This window comes from Flavobacterium sp. YJ01 (assembly GCF_029320955.1).
Lineage (GTDB): Bacteria > Bacteroidota > Bacteroidia > Flavobacteriales > Flavobacteriaceae > Flavobacterium.
The window spans coordinates 800,577-825,738 of record NZ_CP119757.1 but is presented as its reverse complement, the minus strand read 5'-3'; the positions used below and the strand labels follow the sequence as shown (position 1 = coordinate 825,738).

Annotated in this window: 26 protein-coding genes; 17 read left to right on the top strand and 9 right to left on the bottom strand. The window is 36.0% G+C overall.

Going from position 1 to position 25,162, the window contains the following annotated elements:
• Positions 1 to 20 precede the first annotated feature (20 nt).
• The 3 genes from P0R33_RS03715 to P0R33_RS03705 are packed head-to-tail and all read right to left on the bottom strand — an operon-like array spanning position 21 to position 2,783.
• Positions 21 to 482, bottom strand: a complete 462-nt coding sequence (locus P0R33_RS03715) for an SRPBCC family protein (RefSeq protein WP_276174235.1) — start codon at positions 480 to 482, stop codon at positions 21 to 23.
• A 49-nt stretch (positions 483 to 531) separates the two neighbouring features.
• The gene (locus P0R33_RS03710) at positions 532 to 1,815 is read right to left on the bottom strand and encodes a Na+/H+ antiporter (RefSeq protein WP_276174234.1); all 1,284 of its coding nucleotides are present in this window, start codon (positions 1,813 to 1,815) and stop codon (positions 532 to 534) included.
• A gap of 32 nt (positions 1,816 to 1,847) precedes the next feature.
• Complete coding sequence (locus P0R33_RS03705; protein ID WP_276174233.1) at positions 1,848 to 2,783, bottom strand: hypothetical protein; 936 nt, start codon at positions 2,781 to 2,783, stop codon at positions 1,848 to 1,850.
• A 357-nt stretch (positions 2,784 to 3,140) separates the two neighbouring features.
• Between P0R33_RS03705 and dnaK the strand changes: the two genes are divergently transcribed.
• The 5 genes from dnaK to P0R33_RS03680 all read left to right on the top strand — a co-directional run bounded on the left by dnaK (position 3,141) and on the right by P0R33_RS03680 (position 8,234).
• Positions 3,141 to 5,024 carry a molecular chaperone DnaK gene (gene dnaK / locus P0R33_RS03700; protein WP_276174232.1) on the top strand — a complete coding sequence of 628 codons (1,884 nt, stop codon included), beginning with the start codon at positions 3,141 to 3,143 and terminating at the stop codon, positions 5,022 to 5,024.
• 204 nt (positions 5,025 to 5,228) lie between these two features.
• Positions 5,229 to 5,783 carry a helix-turn-helix domain-containing protein gene (locus P0R33_RS03695; protein ID WP_149207857.1) on the top strand — a complete coding sequence of 185 codons (555 nt, stop codon included), beginning with the start codon at positions 5,229 to 5,231 and terminating at the stop codon, positions 5,781 to 5,783.
• A complete protein-coding gene (locus P0R33_RS03690; protein WP_276174231.1) occupies positions 5,780 to 7,039 on the top strand; it encodes a site-specific integrase in 1,260 nt (419 codons plus the stop codon). Before P0R33_RS03695 ends, P0R33_RS03690 begins: the two co-directional genes overlap by 4 nt.
• Complete coding sequence (locus P0R33_RS03685; RefSeq protein WP_276174230.1) at positions 7,036 to 7,785, top strand: hypothetical protein; 750 nt, start codon at positions 7,036 to 7,038, stop codon at positions 7,783 to 7,785. Before P0R33_RS03690 ends, P0R33_RS03685 begins: the two co-directional genes overlap by 4 nt.
• Positions 7,786 to 7,892: 107 nt before the next feature.
• Positions 7,893 to 8,234: a helix-turn-helix domain-containing protein gene (locus tag P0R33_RS03680; RefSeq protein ID WP_149207854.1), complete on the top strand. Its 342-nt coding sequence runs from the start codon at positions 7,893 to 7,895 to the stop codon at positions 8,232 to 8,234.
• Positions 8,235 to 8,505: 271 nt separating this feature from the next.
• On the opposite strand, the gene P0R33_RS03675 is transcribed toward P0R33_RS03680, so the two are convergent.
• A complete protein-coding gene (locus P0R33_RS03675; RefSeq protein WP_149207853.1) occupies positions 8,506 to 9,720 on the bottom strand; it encodes an ATP-binding protein in 1,215 nt (404 codons plus the stop codon).
• Positions 9,713 to 10,528: an alpha/beta hydrolase gene (locus P0R33_RS03670; protein ID WP_149207852.1), complete on the bottom strand. Its 816-nt coding sequence runs from the start codon at positions 10,526 to 10,528 to the stop codon at positions 9,713 to 9,715. Before P0R33_RS03670 ends, P0R33_RS03675 begins: the two co-directional genes overlap by 8 nt.
• 887 nt (positions 10,529 to 11,415) lie before the next feature.
• Here P0R33_RS03670 and P0R33_RS03665 point away from each other — a divergent pair.
• From P0R33_RS03665 to P0R33_RS03610, 12 genes are all read left to right on the top strand, one after another.
• A complete protein-coding gene (locus P0R33_RS03665) occupies positions 11,416 to 13,023 on the top strand; it encodes an arylsulfatase (RefSeq protein WP_276174229.1) in 1,608 nt (535 codons plus the stop codon).
• Positions 13,024 to 13,118: 95 nt separating this feature from the next.
• Positions 13,119 to 14,174 (top strand): HAD family hydrolase, encoded by a 1,056-nt coding sequence (locus tag P0R33_RS03660; RefSeq protein ID WP_276174228.1) that lies wholly within the window; start codon positions 13,119 to 13,121, stop codon positions 14,172 to 14,174.
• 18 nt (positions 14,175 to 14,192) lie between these two features.
• The gene (locus tag P0R33_RS03655; RefSeq protein WP_149207849.1) at positions 14,193 to 15,047 is read left to right on the top strand and encodes a transporter; all 855 of its coding nucleotides are present in this window, start codon (positions 14,193 to 14,195) and stop codon (positions 15,045 to 15,047) included.
• Positions 15,048 to 15,099: 52 nt separating this feature from the next.
• A complete protein-coding gene (locus tag P0R33_RS03650; RefSeq protein ID WP_149207848.1) occupies positions 15,100 to 15,480 on the top strand; it encodes a helix-turn-helix domain-containing protein in 381 nt (126 codons plus the stop codon).
• Between the two features lie 1,351 nt (positions 15,481 to 16,831).
• Entirely contained in the window at positions 16,832 to 17,509 is a 678-nt protein-coding gene (locus P0R33_RS03645; RefSeq protein WP_276174227.1) for a Crp/Fnr family transcriptional regulator, read from the top strand.
• Positions 17,510 to 17,600: 91 nt separating this feature from the next.
• A complete protein-coding gene (locus P0R33_RS03640; RefSeq protein WP_149207846.1) occupies positions 17,601 to 18,197 on the top strand; it encodes a peroxiredoxin-like family protein in 597 nt (198 codons plus the stop codon).
• 7 nt (positions 18,198 to 18,204) lie between these two features.
• Positions 18,205 to 18,666, top strand: coding sequence for a YHS domain-containing (seleno)protein (locus P0R33_RS03635; RefSeq protein WP_149207845.1), 462 nt, complete (start codon positions 18,205 to 18,207; stop codon positions 18,664 to 18,666).
• A 4-nt stretch (positions 18,667 to 18,670) separates the two neighbouring features.
• Positions 18,671 to 19,057 carry a DoxX family membrane protein gene (locus tag P0R33_RS03630; RefSeq protein WP_149207844.1) on the top strand — a complete coding sequence of 129 codons (387 nt, stop codon included), beginning with the start codon at positions 18,671 to 18,673 and terminating at the stop codon, positions 19,055 to 19,057.
• A gap of 2 nt (positions 19,058 to 19,059) precedes the next feature.
• Complete coding sequence (locus P0R33_RS03625; protein ID WP_149207843.1) at positions 19,060 to 19,548, top strand: DinB family protein; 489 nt, start codon at positions 19,060 to 19,062, stop codon at positions 19,546 to 19,548.
• Positions 19,536 to 20,246 carry an NRDE family protein gene (locus tag P0R33_RS03620; protein WP_149207842.1) on the top strand — a complete coding sequence of 237 codons (711 nt, stop codon included), beginning with the start codon at positions 19,536 to 19,538 and terminating at the stop codon, positions 20,244 to 20,246. Before P0R33_RS03625 ends, P0R33_RS03620 begins: the two co-directional genes overlap by 13 nt.
• 11 nt (positions 20,247 to 20,257) lie before the next feature.
• Positions 20,258 to 21,292 carry a D-alanine--D-alanine ligase gene (locus P0R33_RS03615; protein ID WP_276174226.1) on the top strand — a complete coding sequence of 345 codons (1,035 nt, stop codon included), beginning with the start codon at positions 20,258 to 20,260 and terminating at the stop codon, positions 21,290 to 21,292.
• An 85-nt stretch (positions 21,293 to 21,377) separates the two neighbouring features.
• A complete protein-coding gene (locus P0R33_RS03610; protein ID WP_262410480.1) occupies positions 21,378 to 21,959 on the top strand; it encodes a hypothetical protein in 582 nt (193 codons plus the stop codon).
• An 18-nt stretch (positions 21,960 to 21,977) separates the two neighbouring features.
• Here the strand turns inward: P0R33_RS03610 and hemH are convergent, their stop codons facing one another.
• The 4 genes from hemH to P0R33_RS03590 form a co-directional block, all read right to left on the bottom strand.
• Positions 21,978 to 22,991: a ferrochelatase gene (hemH, locus tag P0R33_RS03605; protein WP_149207839.1), complete on the bottom strand. Its 1,014-nt coding sequence runs from the start codon at positions 22,989 to 22,991 to the stop codon at positions 21,978 to 21,980.
• 92 nt (positions 22,992 to 23,083) lie between these two features.
• On the bottom strand, positions 23,084 to 23,980 hold the full coding sequence (locus P0R33_RS03600) for an AraC family transcriptional regulator (RefSeq protein WP_149207838.1): 897 nt from the start codon (positions 23,978 to 23,980) through the stop codon (positions 23,084 to 23,086).
• A 41-nt stretch (positions 23,981 to 24,021) separates the two neighbouring features.
• Positions 24,022 to 24,573: a YceI family protein gene (locus P0R33_RS03595; protein WP_276174225.1), complete on the bottom strand. Its 552-nt coding sequence runs from the start codon at positions 24,571 to 24,573 to the stop codon at positions 24,022 to 24,024.
• A gap of 43 nt (positions 24,574 to 24,616) precedes the next feature.
• Entirely contained in the window at positions 24,617 to 25,156 is a 540-nt protein-coding gene (locus P0R33_RS03590) for a YceI family protein (protein ID WP_276174224.1), read from the bottom strand.
• Positions 25,157 to 25,162: the final 6 nt, after the last annotated feature.

The following is a 25,162-nucleotide window of genomic DNA, read 5'->3' as shown; positions in this document are numbered from 1 at the left end:
GAATAAAAACTGAGTTTATTTTAAAGTTTCATTTTAGAAAGTTCAACTTCCAACTTGTCAAAATTCTCTTCATTTTTATCAACGACATAAGGTTTTAATTTCTGGCATTCTTCTTCCGTTTCAAAAAGCATTTTAAAAACCACTTTAGTTTGATTTTCTGCAATCCTTTCAAAAGTAGTCAGGATTTGAAAAAGGGGTTTAGAATGGCGTTTCCAGGCAATCAGATTAGGTTTTTCTATTTTGATAAATTCACATTCGTTGGCATAATTACCGACTTCAGGGCCATGCATTATAAAACTCCATTTTCCGCCCTCGCAGAAATTAAATTCGTTGAAAGTATTCGTAAATCCTTTTGGTCCCCACCAATTTTTTAGATGTTCTGGATTGCTCCAAGCTTTAAAAACAAGTTCTTGTGGGAAGTTTAAAACTCTGGTAGTAACAATTTCTGAATCCGGTGTTGTTGAAAGAATATCTGAAGTCATAGCTAAAAGTTTTATTATTAAAAAAGAAAGAGCATGATAAAGTTAGAATTTAATTTATGGAATCAGATGTTTTTTGTTCTGTTTTAGAATTTAATTTTTTGACAATGAAAGGCAAAGTTAATCCTTGTCCGATAAGTGTAAAAAGAACGACTGCAACTGAAATAAAAATAATGGCATTACGCTCAGGAAAAGGATTTCCGTCTTCAAGAAATCTCGGAAGTCCGATGGCAATGGCAAGAGATACAATACCTCTCATTCCAGACCAACCTAAAATAATACTGTTGTTGAAGTCTAAAAGCGCGTCTTCACTAATTTTTCTTCTGCCGCCGCGATTCTTTTGAAAGGCTTTTTGAAGGTTTATTTTTTGAAGAAATATTCTAACAAACCGTATTAATAATGCGACAATTGTAATGATAAAAGCATAAACAATATAAGGAAGAATCATATCGTCGTCGATATCTTTTAATACATATCTAAAATTAAGTCCGATTAGAATAAAGATCAATCCATTTAATAAGAATATAATAATATCCCATAGATTTCGCGAGCTATTTTTTAAGCTTTCAGGAAATACTTTTTTGCTAAAACGGGCAATTGCCAATCCTGAAACAACAACAGCAATAACACCAGAAACCTGCAAATGTTCAGCAATTAAATAGGTTACAAAAGGCATTAAAAGCATAAAACTTATGGTAACGTTTGCATTTTTACGGACCTTTTTTAAAATAACGGATAATATTTTTGACATCACAAAACCTACAAGAAAACCTCCGCCCAATAAAATAATAAATTGCAACGTTGCCTTCCAGATTACAAAAGCAGATCCCATTACGGCAGCAACAGCGAATCGGTATGCAACCAACGCAGAAGCATCATTTATTAAACTTTCGCCTTCAAGAATAGTTATGGTTTTATGTGATATTCCAAGACCTTTTGTAATACTTACTGCGGCAACGGCATCCGTTGCAGAAAGAATAGCACCAAGTACAAATGCGAGTGGCCAAGTGATATCTGGAATCATATAATGAGCAACAACGGCAATCCAAAATGTGGTTAGAAAAACTAAGGTAATAGCAAGCGTGCTTATGGTATTGAGATTGGTTTTAAAATCTTTTGGCGAAATATTAAAAGAGGCATCATATAATAATGGAGGAAGGAATAAAAGAAAAATAATTTCTGGATTGATTTCAATTTCATTCATAGTGGGAATAAAACCAATCGCAATTCCAACAATTACAAGTAGAATAGGGTATGGCAGTTTTGCTTTATCAGCAAAGGCAGATAATCCGATAACAATGGCGAGTATGAATATTATGATGCTGTAGTTTTCCATTCTGAAGATGTGCTAATTGCAAAGATCAGTTCTTATTTCTTTTCAAATGTCAAATTATTTACAAATTCTGTCAAGATACTTTCGTAAAATGGGAATCGAGTTTCTTTGACACTTATTGCAATTGTAAACGAATTAATTTTGGAGGTTACATCAATAAAAAAGTATCTATACAAACCGTTGTTTCCTTCAACATTCTTATCCATTTTTACTTTAGTAATTTTTAGTGACGGATCATTAATGCTAAATTTATAATCGAATTGTGAAGAAGTATTGGTAGGTTCTTTTTTTGTATTCGGAATAAATATTTGCACATCAGGAGCTTCTGAAAATTTGTTTGACGCGTCTTGTTTATTATTAACAGGTCGACACAAGTATGTAATTAATGAATCCTCTTTGGTTTTGTCGAAATAAATCCAAATATGATTCGGAGTCGAGGCTTTAACGCTTATTTCGTCAAAACTATATTTGTCGTCATAATAGATATTTGTCATGAAGCTTCCGTCATCATTGTATTTTTCCCATTTTCCATACCAATAATTGTCTTTAGCGAGACCTTTTCCAATCATGATTCCGTTAGAATTATAATATATCGTTTCGCCATTAAAAGCATCATTTACGAAATTGGTTGCTCTTTTAATTTGGCCATTATCAAAATATAAAAAAGACTTTCCTTGTTTAATGTTATCTACAAATTGAGTAGTTTCAATTAAAATTCCTTTATCATTATAAAAATTAAATTTTCCTTGTTTAATTAAAGAATCTTTTTTTGTGGAATATCCTGCCATTTGAAGCGTATTGTTGATATAATAATCTTTAACTTCAAAAAGATTAGCACTAGGTGAAACAACTCTGTAAAAAGCTGCGTTTTTCTTTTCACAAACTTTCCAGTTAGTGTCATAAAATGTTGTGGTTTGAGAAAAACTTAAATGAGCAATTACAAAAGATAAAATTGAAAAAAGAAATTTCATATAAATTTTAGATTAATTGGTTTTTACCCTGTTTTTTTACTTCATTAATTATGATAATTCATTTGTGAATCAGTCTTTTTTAAGTCTGACAATGGTTAAGATTATCTTCTCAAATATATAATATTTACTTATAAGTCCTAATCATTATTTATCTGAACGCCTATTATTAATTCATTTTTAATGACACACAAATGATTAAATTACAATATGTCAGGTTTTGAAAATGTCATGTTGTCAGATGATTTTTAAGGTCTCGACAATAAAACTGACAATTTTATTTGGTTTTTTATATTGGCACAAAGATTGACTTATGCCACCTGAGTTATAAAATTAAATCGAAAATTAAATATATAAAAAATGGGTAAAATAATCGGAATTGACTTAGGTACGACGAACTCTTGTGTTTCTGTAATGGAAGGTAACGAAGCAGTTGTTATCCCTAACGCAGAAGGAAAAAGAACTACACCATCTATCATCGCTTTTGTTGAAGGTGGAGAAATTAAAGTAGGTGATCCTGCAAAAAGACAAGCAGTAACGAATCCTACAAAAACGATTGCTTCTATTAAACGTTTTATGGGACACACTTTTGCTGAAACTCAAGAAGAGGCAAAAAGAGTTCCTTACAGTGTTGTAAAAGGTGACAACAATACTCCACGTGTGGATATTGACGGTCGTTTATACACTGCTCAAGAATTGTCTGCAATGACACTTCAAAAAATGAAAAAAACTGCTGAAGACTATTTAGGTCAAACAGTAACTGAGGCGGTTATTACAGTTCCTGCTTACTTTAACGATGCTCAGCGTCAAGCTACAAAAGAAGCTGGTGAAATCGCTGGTCTTAAAGTTATGCGTATCATCAACGAGCCAACTGCTGCTGCACTTGCTTACGGATTAGATAAAAAAGGAAATGATCAAAAAATTGCTGTTTACGATTTAGGTGGAGGTACTTTTGATATCTCTGTTCTTGAATTAGGAGACGGTGTATTTGAAGTATTATCTACAAATGGTGATACTCACCTAGGTGGTGATGATTTTGACCAAGTTATTATTGACTGGTTAGCTGACGAATTTAAAACTGAAGAAGGTATTGACTTGCGTTTAGATCCAATGTCATTACAGCGTTTGAAAGAAGCTGCTGAGAAAGCTAAGATTGAATTATCATCTTCTGCTGAAACAGAAATCAACTTACCATACGTAACTGCTACTGCTTCTGGACCAAAACACTTAGTGAAAAAATTATCTAGAGCTAAATTTGAGCAATTATCAGATTCTTTAGTAAAACGTTCTATGGAGCCAGTTGCTAAAGCATTAAAAGATGCAGGTTTATCTACATCTGATATCGACGAAGTAATCCTTGTAGGAGGTTCTACTCGTATGCCAAGAATCGCTGACGAAGTTGAAAAATTCTTCGGTAAAAAAGCTTCTAAAGGTGTTAACCCTGATGAGGTTGTTGCTATTGGAGCTGCTATTCAAGGTGGAGTTTTATCTGGAGATGTAAAAGATGTATTGTTACTTGACGTAACGCCTCTTTCTTTAGGTATCGAAACTATGGGTGGTGTATTGACTAAATTAATCGAGTCTAACACAACTATCCCAACTAAAAAATCTCAAGTATTCTCTACTGCTGCTGATTCTCAACCATCTGTTGAAATTCACGTATTACAAGGAGAAAGAGCTATGGCTGCTGATAACAAAACTATCGGTCGTTTCCACTTAGATGGTATTCCACCAGCACCAAGAGGAGTTCCTCAAATCGAAGTAACTTTCGATATCGATGCTAATGGTATCATCAAAGTTTCTGCAACTGATAAAGGAACTGGAAAATCTCACGATATCCGTATCGAAGCTTCTTCTGGATTAACAGCTGAAGAAATCGAAAAAATGAAAAAAGATGCTGAAGCTAACGCTGATGCTGACAGAATCGCAAAAGAAAGAGCTGAGAAATTGAACGAAGCTGACAGTACTATTTTCCAAACTGAAAGTCAATTGAAAGAATTGGGAGATAAATTGACAGACGATCAAAAAACAGCTATCGAATTTGCTTTAACTGAATTAAGATTCGCTCATCAATCTCAAGATCTTGAGGCAATCCAAAAAGGATTAGACAATGTAAATGCAGCTTGGAAAACAGCTACAGAAGCAATGTACGCTCAAGGTGGTGAAGGTCAACAAGCTGCTCCACAACAAGAGCAGTCTTCTGGAGACAATGTTGAAGACGTTGAATTCGAAGAGGTTAAATAAGTACTGATTAACATCAGTTAGTAATAAGTGTTAAACCGCTGTAAACGTAAAGTTTACAGCGGTTTTTCTTTTTTATGCATTTTTGTTTCTGCTGTTTTTTAATCGTTTTTTATCATATATTTGTACCATATTTGTACCGGCACTTAAAAGGCGATAATGTGGCACTTATGTATACTTATGGCACTTAAATTGGGGATAAAGGAGATGAAAAGAATAAATAAACAATGTCTTGTATGCGGGGAAGTGTTTCTGCCCAAGACCGTAACTTCTATCTACTGCTCGCCAAAATGCAGTAAAAAAGCATACAAGCAGAAGATGAAGCAGCTTAAAAATGAAGCAGACATCAAAGCGATGATCGAGAAAATACCGCAGGATAGGGCATTTCTTTCTGTCCCGGAAGCTGGCATGCTTTTTGGCATAGCAAAAAGAACCCTTTACAGGTTTGTCGATCAGGGAAAAATTCCTTCAGTTAATCTGGGAATCCGCCTTGTACGGATAGACCGGAGCATTATGGAAAGGATGTTTGGCCCTGCCCGCAGCCTGCGGCAGGATGAAAGCGCACCGAAGAAAAAATTATACAGCCTCGAGAAAGAAGACTGCTATTCCATCGGCGAAATAGCTCAGAGATTTCAGATATCTGAAGGTTCTGTCTACAGCCATATCAGGAAATATTCAATCCCTACCAGACAGATTGGAAAACATGTATATGCCCCAAAAAGCGAAATTGATAAATTGTATAACGGAAATGATTTTATATGAAGCAATTAGCAAAAACCAAGGTGACTGTGCGTCTTCGAAAAGCAGAAGACAAAAATCAATGGTATGTTTACATAGAGAGCTATCCTGTAGAGGTTTCCGGAAAGAAAGCTCCTCAGAGAATCCGCGAGTATTTAAACAGATCCGTTACAACAGTGGAGTGGGACAAGAAAAGAGCAGCCCAGACAGATGCAGAGGGTGTAAAATCCTACAAACCCAGACGCAGCGATAACGGAATAATAATCTGCAGAAGCGAAAGCGACCGCGAGATAATGCTTTATGCTGACGGGGTGCGTAAAATCCGTCAGAAAGAATACGATAATATAGATCTTTACAGTGATGCTGAGAACCTATTGGTTGAACAGAAAGAAAGAGGAAAAGAGGATTTTATCAGATACATTTCTTCTGTAGCAGCTAAAAGACACGCCCGAAGTTCAAAATCCATTCAGATCAATTGGGAGCGGACCAGAGAATTTTTAAAAAGCTACTCTGTAGGCAGTCTGATGTTTTCTCAGATTAACATCAGAATGGCGGAAGATTTTAAACTCTTTCTGCTGGGTGCCCCGCTCGGAGGAGGCAAAAAAGGAATACTTTCCCTCAATACTGCGGCAAGGTATTTTTCCATTTTTAAAGCAGCTTTGAAACAGGCTTTTATTGATGGATATTTAACCGTTGATTTATCTTCACAAGTAAAAGGCATACCTGAGCAGGAATCACGACGCGAATATCTTACCATTAAAGAATTAAACGTGTTGGCTGAAACGCCCTGTGAAAAAGATGTCCTTAAAAGAGCCGCGCTTTTCTCAGCGCTCACCGGCCTGCGGCATTCCGACATTCAGAAGCTGCGCTGGAAAGAGATAACCCTGGAAGACGGCATGGCCAAACTGCATTTCACGCAGAAAAAGACAAGAGGTGTCGAGTATATGCCAATTTCTGAGCAGGCTTTAGATCTCTGCAGAGAACCGAGGCTTCCCGGGCAGCTTGTTTTTGAGGATTTGCCGGACCCGTCGTGGATTTCACGCCCTCTGAAAAAATGGGTTGAATCTGCCGGCATTAAAAAAAATATTACCTTCCACTGCTTCCGCCATACATTTGCAACATTGCAGCTCTCAAGCGGTACAGACATCTATACGGTCAGCAAAATGCTGGGTCATACCAACGTAAAAACTACTCAAATCTACGCCAAGGTAATAGATGAGAAGAAAAACAGAGCTTCTCAGGCAATACAATTGGAATCTTTAAAGAAAAGAGCGCAATGAAAATAAAGTACTTTGAATATATTGCAGTTTACCTGTCTGTTTTTTTAGTCTGCGTCTTTGTCGGTGCAATCGGAAGACTGGTGCTTTTGGAAAAAGGTGCGGATGAATATACGGCCGGCGTTTTCTTTTGGATCAGCACTGGATTTGGAGTTTTAATGTTTGCAATTCTAAGTTTATTTCTAAATGGTTTGGCTGAGAGATTGGTTAATCGTTTTTTGAAGGCAGAAAAAAATGAATCGCCTGAAAGCCGCATTGCAAGTAAGGACTATGTAAAAATAGAAGAGGAACGGCAGGATGCTTTAATCAAGCCCGAAATTCCTGAAAATAATAATGCAGCCATTGATATTGAGCAGATAAGGAAGGAGCGGCAAAATGTAGCCAGAAATCAAAAACAGGCCAGAATTGATACAGCCATCCGTTATACGCAGCAGGAGTTTGCGCTGTACATGTCGGATGATGATCTGGAGCAATTGGGCAGCAACATAATTATATATGCTGAAGGCATAAATTTTGAAAAGATTAAACCGGTAAAAGTAAAAGATCTGTCCAATCTGGATCTGTATCATTTTGGCTGGAATATCTGGAATTGCTTTAAAGCCACCAGACAGGACAGAGCCGCGGAATTTCTAAAGCTGACTTTTGCTGAAGCTCTAAAAGATGTCGAACAGAACAGCATTAAAACGCATCTGAAAGATGATGAACATAAAGGTATTATAAAGATTATGGAAGATCTTGCAGATTTTTAAATACCAATAGTTTGAAAGCACTGTGTTTTTCAGGTGTTTCTGCTGGGAAGAACGACACAGCAGAAACACTTTTTTCATTTGCACCATAACTTTTAAAAACGAAAGCTATGGATACAAACGAAATCTCTTTTGAGAACCTTCCCAAAGCAGTAGCGCACTTAGTGAAAGAAATTGCCGAGATCAAACTTCTGATTCAGAATGTGCAGGTATATGAATCTAAAGAAAAAAGCATTCCTATCGGCATCGAAGAAGCAAGCCGGCTGATAGGAAAAGCAAAGCCGACAATTTATGCTCTTGTAAGGCAGAGAAGAATTCCGTGCTATAAATATGGTAAAAAGCTGTATTTTTTTGAAGAAGAGCTTTTAGAATGGATTTCTAAAGGGAAAAAGAAAACAATACAGGAAATCGAATCAGAAGCGATGAAATTTAATAATAAACGAAATAAATAACAGGCACCAATAATACTTATATCATTCTATTAGATAATCAAAAAGCATTTCATGCAAAGCGATATGCTGTTTAAGAAAAATAAACCATCCTTTTTACTGCTGCATAATAGAATGATGATGTTTTTTCTTGGACAGATGGGCTTTGAGATCAGTAGTATTCAAATAAGGATTAATAAAGTGTATTTGTAGAAAGGAGTGCTTTTTGCTGCAGATAAACTGCTAAAATTAATTTGCCCAGTTTTTTTATCACTACTAATCTATGGATCACAAGTTATATATTTATTGGAATTACAATTGTAAAGACTGTTCCATTCTCCTGGTCCGAAGTTAATGTAATCTGGCCATTTAAAAGCTGGACAATCTTTTGTGAATAAGCCAGGCTGATATTTAATATATCACCGTTTGAGTGCGATCTGTCAAATAGGTGGAAGGGGTTAGAGGACTGCACAAAAAAACTGCCATTATCCGAAATTACAAAACGCATGCAGTCTTCGAACTGGTACTTATTTTTAGTTTCGATAAAAAGATTTGTGCGGATAACATCTGCCGTAAATGTAACCTCAAATAAATCCAGCTCCTCTATGTTTTTATTGGTTATGGAATAGTTAATTATCTCACTTATAAGATTTATCAATAAGCTGCGGTCACACTGGAAAGAAAAATCATTTTTCAATGCTGTCAGATCTTTCATGATAATCTTTACTTGCGGAAAAATGTTTTCAAATCGATATGCTGTCATTTTAAACACTTCAGAAAGTCTGATAGGGACGTACTGCAGCTTTTTGTTATCTAAAGAATTATATTGTTCCAGGTTTTCGAGTAAAAAACTCACCTTAACCGCAAAGGAATTGATTTTTTCAATTATGCGGGCTCCTTTCATGCTTAATGCTGATTCTTGGTCAGACAATACGCTGGCGAATAATTTTATTTTCCGCAAAGGCTCCTTTAAATCATGTGACAGGACTTTATTTAATTCAACCTGCTGGGAATTTTTTTGGGACAGCTTACGAAACTGGAGCTCTAATTTTTGCTGCGTAGATTTCAGTTCCTCACGAACTGCAATAAGTTCATGGTTTTCTTCTATGGCCTTTTCTGCAAGTTTTTTTGCTTTCAGGAGTTCTTTCTCGTGAAGATTTCGCTTTGATATCTGCATTCCTGCACAGTACACTGTGTAGGTATCATTATTTCCGGCTAATGCCATATTAAACAATACTGGGAGCTGCCGCTGGTCACTGGTGACAAATGAAAGGTAAACTTCATTTGCGGCTCTCTGCATTTTTATCAGTGGATAAAAATGTGTCTGGAGGTAAATTCTCCCGCCTGCAGTCAGTAAATCTTCAATTCGCATTTTATACTTAATTTCGGAAACTTCATATCCTAAATCTTTAAGGAAATAATCGTTAATTGCAGTTATGAGCCCGTTATTAGAAAATGAAAACTGGTAACAGGGGAAATTGTCCTTAAATTGGCCGGAAGAACTAGGCATTACTATAATTGTTTTCAGCTAAGAAATCCTGGATTATCTGGATTGTTTCTTTTGGATGGCTTAAATGGGGGCAGTGCCCTGTGGCTTTCATCCTAACTATTTTACTGTTTGCAACTTTCGCAGAAATGTAGTCTCCTACTGATTCTGGAGCGATAATGTCGTCGGCGCACTGCATAATGAGCACTGGAATTTTAATTTTTGATAAGTCATTTCGATTGTCTGAGAAAAATGTAACTTTAGCAAAACGTTTTGTAATGAAGGTGTCTGTTGCGCAGAAACTTTCCTCCAATTCAGAAGCCAATTCAGGACGGTCGCCGTTTTTCATTATGGCAGGAGCTAAAAAACCTGCCCATCCTAAGTAATTATTTTCCATTATATCCAATAAGTCATCTAGGTCTTTTTTATCAAAACCGCCTGTATAAATATCATCATTGACATAACAGGGCGACGGTCCGATCCAGACCATGCTGCTAAAAAGGGCAGTCTTTTTGATAAGTGCCACAGCGCCTATCATGGCACTGACCGAATGTCCGACAAAGGTTATGTTTTTTAAATTTAGCTCCTCACAGATTTCAATCAGATCCTGAGCGTAACCGTCAAGAGTAGAATAACGTTCAATATTATAAGCACTTGCTTCAGATTTGCCGCAACCTACATAGTCAAAAACAATAATCCGGTAATTTTGACTGAAAGCCGGGGTGATAAGCCGCCACATATTCTGGTCGCAGCCAAAACCATGAGCAAAAAGCAAAGCATCATTACCTTGTCCAAAAATCTTCACATTATTCCTTAAGGCAATATCTCCCAAATTATAATTTCTAAAAAAAGTACTAGTTTAAAGTCAAAAATACGAAATATTTAGTAGATATTGATATTGGTTTTCAGGGTTTTCTTTTGCACAGGCAGTAATTAAATTTGGAAACTGCCCAAAGGTGGTTTGCAGGGCAGGATTTATTGGTTTTAATGGGATCTTTCTTTCTTTCTTTCTTTCTTTCTTTCTTTCTTTCTTTCTTTCTTTCTTTCCAGATGTTAGTTACTTTAGACTGCTTTTATTTGTTTTAGATTTTTTTATTTTGATTTTGGCTGTTGAAGGCGGTTGCTTGAAGTGAAGTATTTTAAAAGTATTTTTATCTAAGGGAAGAAAGAGGGGCAGCAGTTTTTGTCTGACTCCGATTAAATAGTGGATCTCTGCTGTTTTGTTCGTGAGACGCGGCGATTCTGATCAATTTTAGGTTGTAAAGCTTTTGATTGAGGTGGATTTAAAAAAGTGTATATTGAAAACTTTAAAGTAAGTTTCTTTAATTAAAATCTTAAAAAAAGATTTGGATTTTTATGACAGAAAAGCACCAACTCCAAAAAACAAGTGTGAAGATTTTGTCGCAAAACTTTGGTTGGGTGAATATCGTTTAAAATCTATTTAACTTTTTGCAGCAATACAGCATCCACTCCAAATTTATTGCTTCAAGCTGTTTGGGTGTCCCCATAGAAATTGCAGAACGATGTCTTTAATTTTATAATGGAAGAAATTTTATAATAGGAGAGCACACTTTTCATCATTTGTGAAGCAAGCGATTGTTTCATTTTTAGAAAATTTGGTTGCAGATTATAATTTGCAACATCAAACTGTTTGATTTTGAGTTCTTTGTTTTGGCAATAACTTAATTTTAGTAATACTAATTTATAAATATTGCAATTATGAAGAAAAAAGCTTTATCGATAGTTTTAACTAGTTTGCTGCTGCTGTTATTTATCAATGTAGAAGCCCAATCCAAAAAGAAACCTAATATTATAATGTTGATTTCTGATGATACTGGATGGGGAGATCTTGGAGTGTATGGTGGAGGTGAGTCACGCGGCATGCCTACTCCCAATCTGGATAAAATGGCCAAAGAAGGAATGCAGTTTTGGGAGTTTTACGGACAGCCGAGTTGCACACCGGGAAGAGCGGCTATGATAACCGGACGCATTCCTAACAGAAGCGGTATGACAACGGTAGCCTTTCAGGGCCAGGGAGGAGGTCTGCCAGCAGGTGAGTGGACCTTGGCCTCTGTTTTAAAGAAAGCGAATTACAAAACCTACTTCTCCGGGAAATGGCATTTAGGAGAAGCTGATTATGCGATGCCTACTGCACACGGTTTTGATAAAATGCAGAATGTGGTGTTGTATCATTTGAATGCATATACCTATGCTTTCCAATCTTGGAATCCTGATATGACTCCTGAAATGCTGGCTTTTTTTAAGAAAGTAACCACTGGAGTATTGGAAGGTGAGGCTGGAGGAAAAGTTAGAGAGGTTTCTAAAGTTACCGAGGAAAATATTGCTGAGCTGGACATGATGAAGACTGATAATGTCTTAAAACAGCTGGATTCCTATGCAGCGGCTAAGGATCCGTTTTTCATGTGTGTGAACTTTGCCAAAAACCACCAGCCTAACCTGCCGTCTAAAAAATTTAAGGGAAAATCTCCCGGGGCCAGCAAATATGCCGACTGCGTAATGGAGATGGACTATAATGTCGGACGAGTGATGGATGAGATCAAAAAACTGGGAATTGCAGAAAATACCATTGTAATTTATACTGTTGATAATGGGGCATGGCAGGACGTACATCCTGATGCAGGCTATACGCCTTTTAGAGGTTCAAAAGGAACAGACAGAGAAGGAGGAAGCCGAGTTCCTGCAATTGCATGGTGGCCAGGGCAGATAGAAGCAGGAAAACAAAATCATAATATAGTAGGAGGGCTTGATCTGATGGCAACTTTTGCCAGCCTGGCCGGTGTGGAACTTCCTAAAAATGACCGTGAAGGTAAACCTATGGTTTTTGACAGTTACGATATGTCCAATGTATTATTCCAGAAAGGCAAACCGCTTCGCAATAACTGGTTTTATTTCACGGAATCTGAATTATCTCCTGGTGCAGTGCGAGTGAGCCACTTTAAAGCGGTTTATAATACGAGAGGAGATAATGGGGCGCAGGCAGGAAGTGATGCTCCGGGACAACAGCTTGGATGGAGAGGTGACGAAACATACATTGCAACTGTTCCAGCCATTTATGATCTGTGGCAGGATCCGCAGGAGCGCTATGATCTGTTTATGAACAGCTTTACAGAAAAAACATGGACGCTTCCAGTTTTCAATAAGGCTATTCAAGACCTGATGAAAACATATATCCAGTACCCTCCAAGACCCATGCAGGGAGAAGTCTATTTAGGCAATGAAACAATCACAAGGTTCAGAAATATCCAGGAAGCAAAAAAATTAATGGAAGAAAAAGGCATGAAACTGCCTGAAGATGTCAAATATTAATTCAACTAAATCTTAACTTTAAAAAAGGTGGATTAAAAATTCCACCTTTTTTTGAATCAAGACTTTTTTAATCCGAAATATTTATAGAAAAAAAGATGAAAAAGACAATAAAACACCCCCGATTTAAATTGGCCTTTTTTTTGTTATTAATGGCACTAGCCTCAGGCTGTAAAAAAGAAACGGCAAAAGACCAGAATAAAGATGTGCCGGCCCAAGAAATCTCATCTGAGAATAATTCTCCTCTGAGCTCGTGGAACGATACAAAAGTAAAACAGGACATCATTGCCTATGTAAAAGATGTAACCAATAATGAAAGCCCTAATTTTATACCTGTAAAGGACCGCATCGCAACTTTCGACAATGACGGAACTTTATGGGCAGAACAGCCTTTTTATTTCCAGCTTTTCTTCGCCTTGTATCAGATCAAGGCCTTAGCTCCGAAACATCCTGAATGGAAGAACAAGCAGCCTTTTAAGGCAGTTTTGGAAAATAATATGGCAGAACTGATGAAGCAGGGAAAGGCAGGACTGCTGCAGATTGTGGCCGTCAGCCATGCAGGAATGTCTACCGATGAGTTTGAAGCCAGTGTCAGCAAATGGATCGGCACCGCACAGCATCCGACAAAGAAAAAACTTTACAAAGACCTCATTTACCAGCCTATGCTTGAATTGGTTCAATATCTTCAGGCAAACCAGTTCAAAGTATTTATTGTTTCTGGAGGAGGTATAGATTTCATGCGCGCGTGGGCTGAGGATGTCTACGGAATCCCAAAAGACCAGATTGTAGGCAGTACCCTTCAGGCAAAATATGAATACAACAATGGCAAACCGGTGATAACAAAACTGCCTGCTCTGGATTTTAATGATGACAAAGAAGGAAAACCAGTTGCAATAGAAAAGTATATTGGAAAAAAACCGGTTTTCGCAGCAGGAAATTCAGACGGTGACCTTCAGATGCTGCAGTGGGCCGCTTCCAATAAATACAAGAATTTTGAATTGTATGTCCACCACACAGATTCTATCCGCGAATGGGCATATGACAGAAAATCTCCAGTGGGGACACTCAATAAAGGACTTGATGAGGGAAAGGCTAAAAATTGGGCTTTTGCGGACATGAAAATGGATTGGAAAGTGATTTTTCCTGACAATTAACTAATTAAAATGCGAACTATGAAATTAAAAATATTTAACCGGGAAGCAAAAGGCGCCAGAGATTATGCTGCGTCATTAGTGATGCTCTTCGCGGGGTGCATTGCTGGGGCGGCGCAGGAAACCGAAGAAAACAAGGAACCACAGAGCGGTGCCACTTCGGTAAAACTATCACAGGAAGTGATGAACCCGACAACTCTGGCATGGCAGCTGCAATTGGAAGAATATGCAATTTTTAAGACTGAGGGACAGGATGGATTCGCACAAAATTTTCGTTTCAGGGGGATAATTCCTTTGAAAGAAGGATTTTTAATTAAAGTGCCGCAGCTAATAAGGGTTATTACTTTTTTAAATACGGCGCCAGACGGCAAAACTGGATTGGGAGATCTGACTTTGAACCAGTTTTTTCTTCTCACTAAGAAAGACTGGGGGGAGTTTGGTGCGGGATGGAATATTCAGATACCTACAAGAACCGACGACCAGCTTGGTTCTCCCCAGTGGAGTATCGGTCCAGCTTTCACAGTTACTTTCACAGATCTTGGAAAATGGCAGATGTACTGGATCTGGGAAAACTTTTTCTCTATATCGGGAAATGGAAAGTACGGTTCATCAGCCTATGCAGTGCTGCAGCCAAATGTCTTCTACACATGGCCAAACGGCATCTATGCAGGTATTGAGCCCGAGTGGCAGATTGATTACAAAACCGGGAAAGTTGCCATACCGATGGATTTCAGGGTTGGATATATATGGTCGGGCAAATTAAAATACAATGCCTATATCGAGCCTGAAGTCATGGCTTTCAGATCTGACGGATATCCCAGAAACTCAGCGAACTTTGGGGTAAGGCTTGGTTTTAGATGGTATCTGCCAATGTAACATCTGTCCAATCAGCGGTATTAAATTAAAATAATTTTAAAAAAATAAACATATGGCTAATATGTTTGGCAGATTAACAAAGGAAGAAAAAGAAGAATGCTTGGTAAGAATAGAATTTATCACGAATTCCAAAAAGCTTTTTTTAAATAAAGATTTCTGTCTGGCCCAGCTGTCGGAAGAAACAGGAATTACCGGGCATAAAATTTCGTATCTGATTAATGCCGAGTTTGGGGTAAATTTTAATGATTATATAAATTTAAAAAGAATTCAATACTTGCTGGAAAATCTAAATGACCCTGTATTCAAGAATCTATCTATTGAAAAAATGTCACTTATCTGCGGATTTGGCTCCCGAGCAAACTGTTTTAGGGCATTACGTAAACATAAAGGCAAATCTTTAAAACATTTTAAAATAGGCTCGCACCTCTCATAATATTTCTTTTATTAAGTTAAATCAGAGATAAATCAATTTTAAAGTCTCGGCAGAGCAGCAATAAAACTGGCTGCGACTCAGTTAATTTGTAGCTATTTTCTGAAAAGGGTTCTTTGTACTTAATTCTAAGACACGAACCCTTTTATTTATGCGAACTTAAACTTTTAAATGGTTTTGTTACGGTTTTAAGCTATTGTTAAATCTAAATGTACCGATTCTGCACCCAACTCAAATTAATACTCAAATTATAGAAATAAACCATAAACAAATCAATGTATCATTCAATCAGAATATAACTCTAATTATTTCTTTGAATTATTTAACTGTTTTTAATTTTCAACAACGAAGCCCTGTGATTCGAATCTAAGTAGGTAATAATTTGATTTTAATGATCTAAGAAAGATTTAAAAAGTCTGCGCTACAAATAATGCACAAAACTTTCAATGATAGATTAATTGTAAAATGAACCTGTTTTTGTGGAAATTTTTGGGCTGCCTCATTTTTAAAATTAGTTGGTAATAGATGATGACACATTTAAACCAAAATAATGATAAGCGGCTCAATGTATTTAAAAGCTTGCATATTGCCGCGATATTTTTCAGCATCTTATAGAAAGGCTTTATTTATTTTTTAAATGCAACTCATTAAAAAAGGTAAACAATAAAGCGGTCAGTGTAAACATAATTCCCATAGTCAGATTATTGCAGACATAGAAATCCTCTTTAAATTTAAAAGTGAATAGATAATATAAAGGAAACAATAAGCCCAAAATTGTAAATACAGATCCTGAAACCATTAAAATAAGAATAAAATATTTCATAAGACTTTTTTATTTTAAAACAAATGTAAGAAATAAGTGTTTTTTTTAAAGTTAAAATATTGATTTTTAGTAGTTCTCTTTTTGTTTTTTTGTTTTTGAAATGAACTGGCCTCTTAAATGAGAATTCAGCAATTTAGAAATGAAATATTTTATAAAGTAATAACCATCGATAGTGTTATGAAGAGGGATGCGCTGCAATTAAAACATCTTGTGCGGAGAATCTTATTTGAATGAAGTTACGACCGTATGGCAAGATCTTGTTGAAAATTACATCTTTTAAGTTGCTATGAATCATATGGTTCAGCAGCTTTGTCTAGGGAAATGTTAATCCCTTTGTCGGTTAACATTTTATTGGCTTCCACGGTTTTATTTTCCATTTGTCCTTTGGTTATTGATTATTGAATTAAATAATAGTTTAATCCCTTACGTACAGCGAATCCCTCTTTAGATTAAGCAATGCATAATCAGATTAGTTTTGCAGCATGTACATGTTATAATTATTATATTTACTGAAATAACAGCTATTAGTCTATGTACGAGGAATTAAAGTATTGGTATTTAAGGGATCACAAATTGTTTAGAACGCTGAGCTATTCACAAATTAAGCAATTGTGTATTATCACAGGTTTTAAAAAAGCAGCTAAAGGTGAAATTATTTATTTTTCCTCTTCAGATGTACCTCGTATTTTTTTACTTAAAAAAGGAAATATAAAAATAGTTGCCATTGATGATGATGGCAATGAAACAATAAAAGACATTATTCAAAAAGGAGATTTATTTGGCGAATTGACTTTGGAAACGGATGCTAAAGAGCAGGAATATGCAAAGGTACTTTCTGATGATGTAGTAATCTGCAGTTTTTTAATGGCTGATTTTGAAGATTTATTGCTTCGAAATCCTACTCTCGCAATTTCATATACCAAATTTGTGGGTTTAAAAATGAAACGCGTCAAGAACAGTTATGCCAATTTAATTTCTAAAGACGCCAAAACCAGAATGTATCAGTTCCTTAAAGACTGGGCAGAAAAGGAAGGTGTTAGAAATGGAAACACGGTAGCTATCGAAAATTATTTAACCCAAAATGATATTGCTCAGATTATCTGTACTTCGAGGCAAACCGCTGCACAGTTACTCAATGAAATGGAAATTAACCAGCTCTTGAGTTACAACAGAAAGGAAATTATAATTCCAGATATAAGTAAACTATAATTATTTTAGGCAAAGTGTAAATTAGCCGACATTTTGCTTTTTCGCAGTGCTGTAATTTTACATCATCAAAAAGATGTAAAACAAATGCACTATGAAAAAAATACTTTTAATATTTCTGGCAGCCCTGACTTCGGCTGCTCATGCACAAAAGCCGGTTCCTAAATCGGCAATGGATATTGCACCTTTATTAATTGGTGAAAAAATTCCAAACGCAACTTTGAAAACACCTGAAAATGTAGAGGTTAATATTTTAGACATACTAAAAAAGAAAAAAACGGTTCTTGTTTTTTATCGCGGCGGATGGTGTCCGTATTGCAATATCCATTTACAGTCATTGGCCGGAGCCGAAGAACAAATTATCGATTTAGGCTACCAGATTATTGCTGTAAGTCCGGATTCTCCTGAAAATCTAAAAACAACAGAAGAAAAAGACAAAGTAAAATACAGTTTGCTTTCAGATTCAAACATGGAATTAATAAAAGCGGTAGGGATTGATTATCAGGCTCCGGAAAACTACAAAGAGGCAATTAACGTACATTCTAATGGAATCAATAACAGCTTACTGCCAGTTCCATCAGTTTTTGTAGTAAACACCGATGCTGATATACTTTTTGAATATATCGCCCCCGATTTTAAACAGCGTATCTCAACAGAATTATTGGTATCAGTATTAAAAAACTTAAAATAAATTAAAGATGAAAAAGCTGGCATTATTGTTATTGATTTTAATTTCAGGCAGTTCATTTGCTCAAAACGATGCAAAAAGAATCAGCCAGTATAATTTAGAAAACAAGGCAGGTATCCAGGGTTATGATCCTGTTGGATATTTTAATCAGGGAAAAGCAGTTAAGGGGAAAAAAGAAATTTCGGTTTCGTATCAGGGCGTGACTTATAATTTTTCTTCTGCTGAAAATAAAAATGCGTTCTTAAAAAATCCATTAAAATACGAACCTCAATATGGCGGCTGGTGTGCTTATGCCATGGGGAGCACCGGAGAAAAAGTCGAAATAAATCCTGAAACTTTTAAAATTGTCGATGGCAGACTGTATTTGTTCTACAATGCCTATTTTAATAATACATTGAAAAGCTGGAACAAAGATCAGGATAATTTAAAAGGGAAAGCAGATACGAATTGGAAAAAAATATATAAAAACTAAGGTCATGAAAACACAAGTAATACTCTGGGTTTTGAGGCTGACCGCATCTGTAATTTTACTGCAGACTTTGTATTTTAAATTTACAGGAGCACCGGAAAGTATTTATATTTTTTCGACTTTAGGGATTGAACCCTACGGACGATTAGGATCTGGAATTGCCGAACTGATTTTTGCGATTTTAATTTTGATTCCGAAAACAACGTGGCTTGGCGCTTTAGGCGGAATCGGCGTTATGACGGGCGCTGTCTTTTCGCATTTATTTGTTTTAGGAATTGAAGTTAAAAATGATGGCGGGCTTTTGTTTACTCTCGCTCTGATTACGTTTCTATGCTGTTTAGGATTGCTTTATTTGAACAAGAACAAAATAATTAACTTTCTAAAAACTAAATAATCATGCTTCTAAAATCAATAAACCAAAGTTTGGATGAGTTAACAGATTTATTAAACCAGTTATCTGATCCATTATATTCAAAGCCTTGTACGGCTTTGAGCAGCTCAAGTATTGGCGAACACATGCGCCATATTATTGAAATGTTCCAATGTCTTGAAAATAGTTATGAATCTGAAGTATTAAATTATGACAGCAGAGAACGCAGCAAACGCATTGAAACCGAAACCCAGTTTGCAAATGAATGTATTCTGAAAATAAAAAAGGGTTTGAAACCAGATAATAAAATTCTTTTTTTAGAGCAGATGATTGATGGACTTACTTTCAGGATTCAGAGTAATTATTACAGAGAACTGCTGTATAATTTAGAACACTGCGTTCATCATCAGGCTTTAATAAAAGTTGCCGTTTTGCAATTTGAAAATGTTTTGCTGAAGGAAAATTTTGGAGTAGCGCGTTCCACAATCGAATATAGAAAACAATGTGCACAGTAAGTTTTGTAAACAATAAAGGGGCTGCCATTATTACCTCAAACCGGGATGAAAAAGTAGTTCGGCCCGGGGCAGTTGAGCCACGAAATTACAGTCACAAAGGAAAAAATATTATGTATCCGAAAGATTCAAAAGCCGGAGGAACCTGGTTTGCCATTGATGAAAACGGAACGGTCGCAGTTTTGTTAAATGGCGGAATTACAAAACACACACCAATTCTTCCGTTTCGAAAAAGCCGCGGATTAATTGTGCTGGAAATTATCGAAAATGATTCGCCCAAAGACTTTTGGAATCAGATTAATCTCGAAAATATAGAACCTTTTACGCTGGTTTTGTATCAGCAGAAAAGTTTATACGAACTGATCTGGGATGGTGCCGCTAAAAGAACATCAAAGCTGGATGAAACGCAGAGTTACATTTGGTCGTCGGTTACTTTATATCCTGAAGAAGTTAGAAAAAAACGATCTGATTGGTTTTTTGAATTCATCAAAGACAAAAATGAAATCTCGGCTCCGGATATGCTCGATTTTCATAAAAACACTCATAGTGATGATGCGCAAAACGGTTTAATCATCAACAGAGAAAATATAATGAAAACCTTAAGTGTAACTCAAGCGGTAACAGAGCAGAATAAAGGAATTATGAAATATTATGATTTAGTTAAAACCAAAGATTTTTCGGCCTCTTTCATTCAAATTTAAAATCGAAAACAATGAAGTTATTTTTTCATAAAGTCACCAATTGGGAATACTGGCCGTTTCAGGTTTTATATTTTCCTATTTATTTTCTTTGGGCCTATTATGCTGTAAAAGCCAGATCTCTTTTTTTCTTTAATGCTTCTAATCCCAAGATTAAAAATGGCGGGTTTATGATGGAAAGCAAAAAACAGATTTACGATCTGCTGCCTATAAAACACTATCCGAAAACCATTATAATTCGCGAGAATTCTGATTTCAAAGAGATCCTAAATCTAGTGCAGGAAAATGAAATTAATTTTCCGTTAATCGCAAAACCCGACATTGGACTGCGGGGCTCTGGTGTAAAAAAAATCAAATCAATTTCTGAGCTGGCTGCTTATGCGGGTAAAGCAAATTTTGATTTTTTACTGCAGGATCTCATTTCGTTTGAAAAAGAAGTAGGCATTTTTTATGTTCGCCGTCCGTTTCAGAAAAACGGAAAAATCACAGGAATTGTTTCTAAAGAATTTTTGACTGTGACGGGAGACGGTAAGTCTACCATTGAAGATTTAATTAAAGAGAATCCAAGATTTGAACTGCAAATGGATGCTTTAAAAAAAGAATATGGAAAACAGCTGCAGCAGATTTTACCGCAGGATGAAACATTGAATTTGGTTCCGTTCGGCAATCATGCGCGCGGAGCAAAATTTCTTGACGGCAGCGAGTGGATAACGCCGGAATTAACCGAGACAATTAACAGGATTGCTGTTCAGATTCCGGAATTCTATTTCGGACGTTTTGATATCATGTATAATACTTTCGAAGAATTGGAGCAGGGAAAAAATTTTCAGATAGTCGAACTAAACGGTGCGGCAAGCGAACCTACTCATATTTATGATCCCAAACATTCCCTATGGTTCGCATGGAATGAACTCGCCAGACATATTACCTATATGTATGAAATAAGTACGCAAAACCATAGAAGGGGAGTACCCTATCTGGATTATAAAACAGGCATCAAAGAATATAGGCTGCATGTAAGACACAACAGTAAAATTATAAATTTTTAAGATGAAACTGTTCATGAATTTTGCCTCTGGATTTGTGGTAGGCTTTTTAGGTTCTGTCCTGCCCGGGTATTTAAGTTTTGCCGGATTGGAAATTTATTCAGATACAGGGCTGTATAATTTAATGCTTTTTTTATTGGGGATAATTTTTGTGGAATCTTTTGTTGTTTATTTTACCCTTTATTTTGCTGATGGCCTGGCAAGGATCAGCAAACTTTTAATAATAATAGATATATTTTCAGCAGTATTAATGTTTGCAATAGCCTATGTCTTTTATAAGGGGAGCGGCCAGCAGACATCATCTTATGAATTTCTTATGCGATTCAAAAGCTATTCCCCTTTTGTAATGGGAATAGTTTTAAATGCTTTTAATTTTTTGCAGCTGCCTTTCTGGACAGCTTGGAATTTGTATCTGCTAAAAAAGGGGTATATTGATCCTAAAAAAAAATGGAAGCACTATTATTTAGCCGGAACTATGATTGGAGTTTTTCTGGCAATGCTGATCTTCATCGTTGTTTTGCATGCCGTTTTTCAGAACATAAATCCGTTTTATAAGTCTGTATTTTGTAATATGATCTCTTTATTTTTTACAGGTTTAGGAATTAATCAGTTATATAGAGCATATCAGAAATATTTCAAATCTCATCCGATTAATTTAATGGATCGATAGAGAAGTGCCCGTTCAGGATTATTCTGACCAGTCCCTAATCCATTTACTCACTGTCCGGCACCATTTGTCGTCGTCATTCAAACATGGAATTGCCAAAAACTCTTCTCCTCCTTTTGCTTCAAAATCTTCTTTGGCACGCATAGCGATTTCTTCGAGTGTTTCTAAACAGTCTGAAACAAAAGCCGGAGTAACAACTGCCAATTTCTTGATTCCTTTTGCCGACATGTTATCAATTTCAACATCTGTATAAGGTTCTAACCATTTATCTCCTGCTAAACGCGATTGAAATGTCAGACTGTATTGATCTTCGGAAAGACCTAATAATTTAACGACTTGTCTTGTAGTTTCATAACATTGGTGGCGATAGCAGAATTCGTGCGCCGGAGATGGCGTGGTGCAGCAGGATCCGTCAATTTTACAATGCGATTTTGTTACGTCGGTTTTGCGGATATGACGTTCTGGAATTCCGTGATACGAGAACAACAAATGATCATATTCAAAACCAACTACATGTTTCTGAATTGAATCGGCCAAATTCTTGATGTAATCTGGTTTATTATAAAATGCCGGAACATCAGTAAATGTCATGTGCGGGAATTTCTTCTTGCGAATTTCTTCAGCCTTTACCAAAATAGTCAAAGTCGAAGCCATCGCATATTGTGGATACAGTGGGAAAAGCATTACATCTTTAACTCCTTTATCGCTCAATTCCTGAAGCCCTTTTTCTATGGTCATGCTTCCGTAACGCATTGCTAAGGAAACGGGAACATTTACTAAAGGCTGTAGTTTTTTCTGCATTCTTTCTGAAAGAACAACCAATGGAGAACCTTCTTCCCACCAGATTTTTGCGTAAGCGTGCGCAGATTCTTCTGGTCTTTTTCTTAAAATAATGCCGCGAACTAGTAAAGCTCTTAATAAATACGGAACATCGATCACATATTTATCCATTAGAAATTCATCTAAATACGGTTTGACATCTTTTGGCGCGGAACTTTCGGGAGATCCTAAATTTACTAATAATACTCCTTTCATTATCTTTTTTGTTTTAAGATTTGTTCTAATTTTTACTCAAACTCAGTGCTTGCCGCTTCTTAATATTAATCAAATATATTTTTATTTATGCCCTAATCTATAAAAGCGATACTGTTTTTATGATTGGTATTAATGGACATCAGATATCTTTTTGGGGTTGTGGAAAATTTCTTTTTAAATCCCGCAATAAAATGGCTTCCGGTGCTGTATCCTATTTTCAAGCCGACTTCATTTACATTGTAAGAACCGCTGTCCAATAGTTTTAGTGCAAAATCCATTTTGTAGTCAAACAGAAAACCATAAACAGTATCGCCGTAAATTTGTTTGAAACCTATTTTTAATTTTTTCATATTCAGTCCAATTTCATCTGCCAGCTGCTGCAGTCCTGGCGGTTCGGCCATATTGGCGATAAGTATTTCTCTGGCTTTTTTGATTTTCAGTACGTTATCATCATCAATCAAAAATGGACATTGCACTGCGTTTGGATCTTCCATTTTACTGAAATACAGACTCAATAATTCATATCCTTTTCCTTTATAATAAAGGTTCTTTAGGGAAGGATGAAGGCTGTAATGAAACAGCTGGCTCAAAACAACAGCCATAGCAGGACTGATGTTCGCTTCGGTATAATACTTTTTTTTCTTCTTATCGGGGCTTAAAATAGAAATATAATCTGCCTGAACGGAAAATAACGAGTGAAATTTATTAATCGAAACAATAACAGAAATAACCCATGAATTTGGAGAAAGTTCTAACTTAAGCAATGACTGATACTGCAGATTGCACAAAATCAGTGATTTTTCCTCTTTCAATTCTAAAGTGCAATTATCCTGACTGGAAAAAAAAAATGCATTGCCTTTTAGTCCGAAATGAAACTGTATCAGGCCGGCACCTATTTCGTGCTGTGCCAAAAAAGATTCTGAACTGTCGTTCTGAAACCGGATAAGGGTAAGACCGTCCTCAATTTTTATTTCTTCCTCCATTTTTATATATAAAAAATTATTGACTTTTCGAGATAGTTTACAGCCGGTTATTGTCTATTGGTTTCTAAGAATGCGGCAATCTGGATATTTATTTTATTGGAAAGCTTGTTTTTAACCAAATTTGGGATTTCAATATTAAAATCACTGGCATTTACGCTGAAATTACATGAAATACTGACCCCTGATAGTGGTCTGCTTATCTTTGCAGTAGTATTTATATCCCTGGATTTACCGTGAAGTTCTAATTTGCCTTTAATGATAAAATCCTTAGCACTTGCGCTTAGGCTTTGAAGATCAAATCCTTCTATCTTTCCTTTAAATACGGCTTTCGGATATTGGTCGCTTTCGATGTAATTTTCATTAAAGTGTTCTTCCATTAAAGCTACCTTAAACTGGAAACCTTTCATAAGGGCTAAACTTGCAATCTCTCCTGTTGCTGGATTCAAAACAAAAGTAACATTCTTATTTACTGCTTTAACTTCTTCAAAAGAAGGAACGGAAGCTTCAAAAGTAACTTTTGCCGATTTACTGACCATTTTTTCTTGTGATACACCGATAGCGCAGACACACAGCATTGTAATAAGTATCGTTTTTTTCATTATTTCGCCTTTATTTTTTTTATCATTCTGTTTTGTGCAGCCCTTATTTTAAAACTGCAATAATTTGAATTTTGACTTTATTATCCAGTTTATATTTAATAAGCGCTGGAATTGGAATATTGAAATCACTTGCATTCACTTCAAAATCAGATATAAAGGTGACTCTGGAACCTGATCTTGTAATTTTTGCATCCGCATTTATATCCTTGGATTTTCCATGCACTTCTAATTTTCCTTTTATGGTATAATCTTTATAATCTTCTGTTAGACTTCTAATGTCGAAACCTTCAATTTGTCCCCTGAAAACTGCTTTTGGATACTTATCGGTTTCCATGTAATTTTCATTAAAATGTTCTTCCATTAAGGCCATTTCAAACTGGAATCCTTTCATTAATGCAAGACTTGCCACTTCTCCTGTTACGGGATTTAAAACAAAAGTTACGCTGCTGTTAGTTCCAACAACAGGCTGAAAAGAAGGAACGGAAGCTTCAAGGGTTATTGCTGCTGATTTGGTTATTATTTTTTCCTGTGAAAAAACAATAAAAGAAGCCAATAGCATTGGCATTGTTATGATTTTATTCATATTCTT

What these genes read in the sequence shown, in the direction of transcription:
- P0R33_RS03715 (WP_276174235.1), bottom strand. Translation starts at nt 482, where the DNA reads ATGACTTCAGATATTCTTTCAACAACACCGGATTCAGAAATTGTTACT.
- P0R33_RS03710 (WP_276174234.1), bottom strand. Translation starts at nt 1,815, where the DNA reads ATGGAAAACTACAGCATCATAATATTCATACTCGCCATTGTTATCGGA.
- P0R33_RS03705 (WP_276174233.1), bottom strand. Translation starts at nt 2,783, where the DNA reads ATGAAATTTCTTTTTTCAATTTTATCTTTTGTAATTGCTCATTTAAGT.
- dnaK (WP_276174232.1), top strand. Translation starts at nt 3,141, where the DNA reads ATGGGTAAAATAATCGGAATTGACTTAGGTACGACGAACTCTTGTGTT.
- P0R33_RS03695 (WP_149207857.1), top strand. Translation starts at nt 5,229, where the DNA reads ATGAAAAGAATAAATAAACAATGTCTTGTATGCGGGGAAGTGTTTCTG.
- P0R33_RS03690 (WP_276174231.1), top strand. Translation starts at nt 5,780, where the DNA reads ATGAAGCAATTAGCAAAAACCAAGGTGACTGTGCGTCTTCGAAAAGCA.
- P0R33_RS03685 (WP_276174230.1), top strand. Translation starts at nt 7,036, where the DNA reads ATGAAAATAAAGTACTTTGAATATATTGCAGTTTACCTGTCTGTTTTT.
- P0R33_RS03680 (WP_149207854.1), top strand. Translation starts at nt 7,893, where the DNA reads ATGGATACAAACGAAATCTCTTTTGAGAACCTTCCCAAAGCAGTAGCG.
- P0R33_RS03675 (WP_149207853.1), bottom strand. Translation starts at nt 9,720, where the DNA reads ATGCCTAGTTCTTCCGGCCAATTTAAGGACAATTTCCCCTGTTACCAG.
- P0R33_RS03665 (WP_276174229.1), top strand. Translation starts at nt 11,416, where the DNA reads ATGAAGAAAAAAGCTTTATCGATAGTTTTAACTAGTTTGCTGCTGCTG.
- P0R33_RS03660 (WP_276174228.1), top strand. Translation starts at nt 13,119, where the DNA reads ATGAAAAAGACAATAAAACACCCCCGATTTAAATTGGCCTTTTTTTTG.
- P0R33_RS03655 (WP_149207849.1), top strand. Translation starts at nt 14,193, where the DNA reads ATGAAATTAAAAATATTTAACCGGGAAGCAAAAGGCGCCAGAGATTAT.
- P0R33_RS03650 (WP_149207848.1), top strand. Translation starts at nt 15,100, where the DNA reads ATGGCTAATATGTTTGGCAGATTAACAAAGGAAGAAAAAGAAGAATGC.
- P0R33_RS03645 (WP_276174227.1), top strand. Translation starts at nt 16,832, where the DNA reads ATGTACGAGGAATTAAAGTATTGGTATTTAAGGGATCACAAATTGTTT.
- P0R33_RS03640 (WP_149207846.1), top strand. Translation starts at nt 17,601, where the DNA reads ATGAAAAAAATACTTTTAATATTTCTGGCAGCCCTGACTTCGGCTGCT.
- P0R33_RS03635 (WP_149207845.1), top strand. Translation starts at nt 18,205, where the DNA reads ATGAAAAAGCTGGCATTATTGTTATTGATTTTAATTTCAGGCAGTTCA.
- P0R33_RS03630 (WP_149207844.1), top strand. Translation starts at nt 18,671, where the DNA reads ATGAAAACACAAGTAATACTCTGGGTTTTGAGGCTGACCGCATCTGTA.
- P0R33_RS03625 (WP_149207843.1), top strand. Translation starts at nt 19,060, where the DNA reads ATGCTTCTAAAATCAATAAACCAAAGTTTGGATGAGTTAACAGATTTA.
- P0R33_RS03620 (WP_149207842.1), top strand. Translation starts at nt 19,536, where the DNA reads ATGTGCACAGTAAGTTTTGTAAACAATAAAGGGGCTGCCATTATTACC.
- P0R33_RS03615 (WP_276174226.1), top strand. Translation starts at nt 20,258, where the DNA reads ATGAAGTTATTTTTTCATAAAGTCACCAATTGGGAATACTGGCCGTTT.
- hemH (WP_149207839.1), bottom strand. Translation starts at nt 22,991, where the DNA reads ATGAAAGGAGTATTATTAGTAAATTTAGGATCTCCCGAAAGTTCCGCG.
- P0R33_RS03595 (WP_276174225.1), bottom strand. Translation starts at nt 24,573, where the DNA reads ATGAAAAAAACGATACTTATTACAATGCTGTGTGTCTGCGCTATCGGT.
- P0R33_RS03590 (WP_276174224.1), bottom strand. Translation starts at nt 25,156, where the DNA reads ATGAATAAAATCATAACAATGCCAATGCTATTGGCTTCTTTTATTGTT.